Consider the following 5,405-nt stretch of genomic DNA (forward strand, 5'->3'; position numbering starts at 1 on the left):
CGCCACCACCGCGGCCATCGCCGACAAGCGCCGCTTGCCGCCGGCCTCGCGCGGCTCGTCCGCCTTCACATGCGGAGCAAAATCCTCGCGGTCCCAAGAGCCGTTCCTCGACCGCTCCGAAGGCGCCATGACGATGAGCTTGCCGGGCTTCGGCTCGGGCTGGGTCTCGGCTTTGGCTTCGAGCTTCGGCACATCGATCCGCGAAGCCTCGATCTTTGGCGGCTCGACCTTGACCGGATCAGCTTTGGGCGGCGCCTCGTGGTCCGGGGCAATCGAGGGGGCCTCGATCCCAGCGGCCTCGACGGCCTGCGGCGCGGTCGCAGCAGCTTCGACGACGCCGGTCTGTTCGCCAGTCCTTTGGGCAGCCTGATCGGGCATTGGTTCGCTCACGGCTCAAATACTCCAGTCTGGGTTGACCTTTTGGTAACTTTCATTGCTTGCGAATTCCTTACCTGCGGACCCGCTTACCGAAATTTTAGGAAGTCATCCGGGGCCGAATTTGGCCGGGAAGATGGAACCGGTGTGGCGAGCGTGAAACAAATCGTAATCGGGGCAAGATGAACGGCGGAGGAATGGCCGGCCGGTCGGACTCTCACCCACGTCATTGCGAGGAGCGAAGCGACGAAGCAATCCAGAGCTTCTCCGCGGAAAGACTCTGGATTGCTTCGCTACGCTCGCAATGACGGGGTGTGGATTATCGGCCTGAACTCACATCACCACCGGCGCATCCGGCAGCTCGTTGCGACTTGGGCCCTGCGGCGGGAAATGCCGCGCCAGCTCGCGCGAGACCGCCTCGATGCCGGCGATCACGCCGCGCTCGAACTGGCCCGTACCGAACTCGGCCTCCATGGCGCGACAGATGCTTTCCCAGCCTTCGACACCGACCTTCGCGTGGATGCCGCGATCGGCGACGATCTCGACGTCGCGGTCGGCGAGCAGGAGATAGATCAGGACGCCGTTGTTGTGCGCGGTGTCCCAGATGCGCAGGTGCGAGAACACGTCGAGCGCGCGCTCGCGGGCCGGCTGGTTGCGGAACAGGGGACGGCCGTCGAGTGCGCCTTCGACCACGAAGCGGACCTGGCCGGAATGGGTGGCTTCGCCCCGCTCGATCGCCTGCTCGATGCGGTCGAGCACGACTTGCGGAAAAATCTGCTTCGCCCGCCAATGATGCTGCACAAGATGCCTGGCAATGCGCTTGATGCTCATGACCGCTACCAGCTCCCCGAGGCGCCGCCGCCGCCGAAACTGCCCCCGCCGCCGCTGAAGCTGCCGCTGTCGCTGGAGGACGATCCACTGCTCCAGCCACCTCCCGAGCTACCGCTCGACCACGAGCCGCCGCGCGAGCGGCCGGTGCCCGGCGTGATCGCCGAAAACAGATCCGCGACAAATCCGATGATGAAGCCGAGCACTCCGACGGCCGCAGCGAGCGCGAAAGAGCCGAGAATGAGCCAGGTCAGCCCTGCGATGATGCCGCCGGTCACCAAGGATCCGAGCAGCCGCCCCAGCATGGCCCGGAAGACCCCGCCGACCCCGATAGAGGCGAACAGCGTCACGATGAAGATCGGGGCAAGATCGTCCAGATTGCCGAAGTTCACGGTGGGAGACGGAACCGGCAGCGGCTCACCGTCGATGACGCGGATCATGCGATCGACCCCATCCGAGATGCCGCCGCCGAAATCGCCCGTCCGGAATTTCGGCGTGATGATCTCGTCGATGATGCGCCGCGAGGTGACGTCGGTGAGCGCGCCCTCGAGGCCGTAGCCGACCTCGATACGCAAATGCCGGTCGTTCTTGGCAACGACGAGGATCGCGCCGTCGTCGACCTTCGCGCGTCCGATCTTCCAGGCCTCCGCGACGCGGATCGAGAACTGCTCGATCGTCTCCGGCTGCGTGGTCGGCACGATCAGGACGGCAATCTGGCTGCCCTTGCGGCTCTCGAAGTCGCGGAGCTTTTGCGACAGCGAGGCGACATCGGTGCTGGAGAGCGTCCCGGTCTGATCGACCACGCGGCCGGTGAGTTGCGGGACGGCGACGTCGGCTGAGGCGGGGAAAGTGAGGGCCAGAAAGAGCGCCGCAACGATGGCCACACGCCACACACTCAGTGTCATCGCCCGGCTTGCCGTCTTCGCTGACGCTTCGCCGGCCCAATACCGAGGTGCCCGGCGAAGCCCTTGGCGGAGCCGGGACCGGGCGATCCAGTATTCCAGAGACGCCGGTGGGACACGGAGAGGCCGCGGCGTACTGGATTCCTCGCTTTCGCGGGGAATGACGGTGGAGTGTGTGGTGTGCATCGGAGCCGACGCGCTTACTTCGACGGCGCTGGCGCCGGATTGAAATCCACCTTCGGCGCGGTCGAGATCTCCTTCTCGTTTGCGACCGAGAAGTTCGGCTTCTCCTTGTAGCCGAACATCATCGCGGTGAGATTGCTCGGGAAGGAGCGGATGGTGACGTTATAATCCTGCACCGCCTTGATGTAGCGGTTGCGCGCCACCGTGATGCGGTTCTCGGTGCCCTCGAGCTGCGACATCAGGTCCTTGAACAGCGCGTCCGACTTGAGCTGCGGGTAGTTCTCGGTGACGACCAGCAGCCGTGACAGCGCGCTGGAGAGCTCGCCCTGGGCAGCCTGGAACTTCTGGAAGGCGGCCGGATCGTTCAGCACCTCGGGCGTTGCCTGGATGCTGCCGACCTTGGCGCGCGCATTGGTGACGCCGAGCAGCACGTCCTTCTCCTGCTGCGCAAAGCCCTTCACCGAGTTGACGAGGTTGGGCACGAGATCGGCGCGGCGCTGATACTGGTTCACAACCTCGGACCAGTTGCCCTTGATCTGCTCGTCCTCGCTCTGAATCGCGTTGTAGCCGCAATTGGTGAGGCTCAGCGAGGCCAGCGCCGCCAGCACGGTCAGGATCTTGCGCATTGAATTTCTCCCGGTGGAATCCGACGCAAACTACCAGATGGGACACGCGGAGTGTCGAGATTTGTTCCGTCATTCCGGGGCGATGCGACGGGACCGCGCAAGCGCGGCCCGGAGCATCGAGAATCTCGAGATTCCGGGTTCGCTTCGCGTCCCGGAATGACGGCAACAAGCATGTCCGTGTCCACACGCCAGCCGACTGACGCAAGCCTCTTGCCTATCCCTGACTGACATAGTCAACTTGACCAAACAATAAGACAGAACACCGGGGGGAAACGACATGACCTCGTTCGAGACCATCCTCGTGGAGCGGCCGGATCCGGCGATCACCCGGATCGTGATGAACCGGCCGGAGGCGCGCAACGCGCAGAACCTGCAAATGACCTACGACCTCAACGCCGCCTTCGATGCGGCGGTGCAGGATGATTCGGTCAAGGTGATCATCCTCGCCGGTAACGGTCCGCATTTCTCCTCCGGCCACGACCTGCGCCCCGGCGGCAAGAACGCCGCCGGCGTCGATTTTCCACCCATCGGAAATTGGGGCGGTTTTGCCGAGCCAAATGCCCATGGCCGCTTCGCCCGCGAGCAGGAAATCTATCTCCAGATCACCCGGCGCTGGCGCAATCTCGCCAAGCCCACGATTGCCGAGGTCCACGGCAAGTGCATCGCCGGCGGGCTGATGCTGGCCTGGGCCTGCGACCTCATCATCGCCAGCGACGATGCGCAGTTCTGCGATCCCGTCGTCACCATGGGTGTCTGCGGTGTCGAATGGTTCGTGCACCCCTGGGAGCTCGGCCCGCGCAAGGCCAAGGAGTTCCTGTTCACCGCCGACAATTGGAGCGCGCAGGAGGCGCACCAGCTCGGCATGGTCAATCAAATCGTGCCGCGCGCGGAGCTGTCGTCGCGCGTGCTGGAGCTGGCGAGGCGGATCGCGGCAAAGCCGTCCTTCGCGCTGAAGATGACCAAGGAAGCCGTGAACCGCTCGGTCGACGTGATGGGCCAGCCAGCCGCGATCGACCAGGCCTTTGCGCTGCACCAGCTCTGCCACGCGCACAATCTTCAGGAGTTCGGCATGATCGTCGATCCCTCAGGCCTGCATCCCTCCGTGCGCAAGCCGCCGGCGGCGGCGGAGTAGACAACATGGATCTCAACCTCAGTGACGAGCAAAGGCTGCTGCGCGAGAGCGCGGAGCGCTTCGTGGCCGGAAGCTACGACGCCGATCACCGCCGCAAGATGGCGAACGATCCGCTCGGCTTCAGCCCTGCGGTGTGGAAACAATTCGCCGAGCTCGGCTGGCTGGCGCTGCCGCTGCCTGAAGAGTTCGGCGGGCTCGGCGGCGGCGCGGTCGAGATCGGCATCCTGATGGAAGCCTTCGGGCGCGGGCTGGTGTCGGAGCCCTATGTCGCGACCGTGGTGCTGGGAGCCGCACTGATCGCCAGATGCGGCACCAATGAGCAGAAGCAGACCAGCCTGCCCAAGGTGGTGGACGGATCACTGAAGCTTGCGTTGGCGCATTCCGAGCGCGCGGCACGATTCGATCTTGCCAAGGTCGCCACCAGCGCCAACAAGACGGCGCAGGGCTGGCGCCTCGCCGGCAGCAAGATCGCCGTTCTCGACGGACACGCCGCCGACGAGATCATCGTCTCCGCGCTCATCCATGACCATCACGGCCCTTCCGGGCGCATCGGCCTGTTCGTCATGCCGGCAACGGCGGAGGGCCTCGCCATCTCCGACTACGCGCGTCTCGGAGGCGGACGCGCCTGCAACATCGAGCTCTCCGACGTACATCTGCCCGAGGACGCCCTGCTCGGCGACGGCAGCGATGCCCTGCCCGCGATCGAATGGGCCGTCGACTGCGCCATGGCCGCGTTAGCTGCGGAAGCCGTCGGCATCATGCAGACGCTGCTGGAGACCACGCTCGAATACACCAAGATCAGAAAGCAGTTCGGCCGACCGCTCTCGGCCAACCAGGTGATCCGCCACCGCCTCGCCGACATGGCGATGCAGGTCGACGAATCCCGCTCGTTGGCGCTACGCGCCGCGCTGAAGGCCGAGAGCCCACCGGTCGAGCGCGCGCGGGCCGCATCCGGCGCAAAGGCGAAGATCGGCAAATGCGCCCGCTTCGTCGGCGAGCAATCGATCCAGCTCCACGGCGGCATGGGCGTCACCGAGGAGCTCGAGGTCGGCGCCTATTTCAAGCGGCTCGTCGCCTTCGACACGTTGTTCGGCGGCAGTGCGCACCACTACGCTCGCCATGCCGAGCTTGGCCGCAAGGCCTGACACTGGGAGAGCCTCATGGACCTCACGTTCAATGCCGACGAGCGCGCCTTCCAGAGCGAGGTGCGCGCTTTCATCGCGAAGAATCTCACCGAGGAGATGAAGCGCGCGACCGCGCTGACGCCGTCGGTGTTTTCCGATCCTGACATCGGCATGGCCTGGCAGCGTGCGCTGCACCGGCAGGGCTGGGGCGCGCCGGGCTGGCCGGTCGAGCATG

General features: G+C 65.3%; 5 protein-coding genes and 2 pseudogenes. 3 read left to right on the forward strand and 4 right to left on the reverse strand.

What is annotated here, in order from left to right; all coding sequences use genetic code 11:
- From MOV75_RS26190 to MOV75_RS26205, 4 genes and pseudogenes are all read right to left on the reverse strand, one after another.
- Nucleotides 1–378 (reverse strand): annotated as a pseudogene (locus MOV75_RS26190) (hypothetical protein); the annotation flags it as partial.
- 330 nt (nt 379–708) lie between these two features.
- On the reverse strand, nt 709–1,206 hold the full coding sequence (locus MOV75_RS26195; protein WP_246928170.1) for a TPM domain-containing protein: 498 nt from the start codon (nt 1,204–1,206) through the stop codon (nt 709–711).
- 5 nt (nt 1,207–1,211) lie between these two features.
- The gene (locus MOV75_RS26200; RefSeq protein ID WP_246928155.1) at nt 1,212–2,108 is read right to left on the reverse strand and encodes a YgcG family protein; all 897 of its coding nucleotides are present in this window, start codon (nt 2,106–2,108) and stop codon (nt 1,212–1,214) included.
- A 197-nt stretch (nt 2,109–2,305) separates the two neighbouring features.
- On the reverse strand, nt 2,306–2,914 hold the full coding sequence (locus tag MOV75_RS26205; RefSeq protein ID WP_246928152.1) for a LemA family protein: 609 nt from the start codon (nt 2,912–2,914) through the stop codon (nt 2,306–2,308).
- A 277-nt stretch (nt 2,915–3,191) separates the two neighbouring features.
- Here MOV75_RS26205 and MOV75_RS26210 point away from each other — a divergent pair, with 277 nt between their 5' ends.
- The 3 genes and pseudogenes from MOV75_RS26210 to MOV75_RS26220 form a co-directional block, all read left to right on the forward strand.
- Nucleotides 3,192–4,046: an enoyl-CoA hydratase gene (locus MOV75_RS26210; RefSeq protein WP_246928150.1), complete on the forward strand. Its 855-nt coding sequence runs from the start codon at nt 3,192–3,194 to the stop codon at nt 4,044–4,046.
- A gap of 5 nt (nt 4,047–4,051) precedes the next feature.
- Nucleotides 4,052–5,191: an acyl-CoA dehydrogenase family protein gene (locus MOV75_RS26215; protein WP_246928147.1), complete on the forward strand. Its 1,140-nt coding sequence runs from the start codon at nt 4,052–4,054 to the stop codon at nt 5,189–5,191.
- Nucleotides 5,192–5,206: 15 nt separating this feature from the next.
- A pseudogene (locus MOV75_RS26220) lies at nt 5,207–5,405 on the forward strand (acyl-CoA dehydrogenase); the annotation flags it as partial.

This window comes from Bradyrhizobium sp. PRIMUS42, assembly GCF_023006515.1.
Taxonomy (GTDB): domain Bacteria; phylum Pseudomonadota; class Alphaproteobacteria; order Rhizobiales; family Xanthobacteraceae; genus Bradyrhizobium.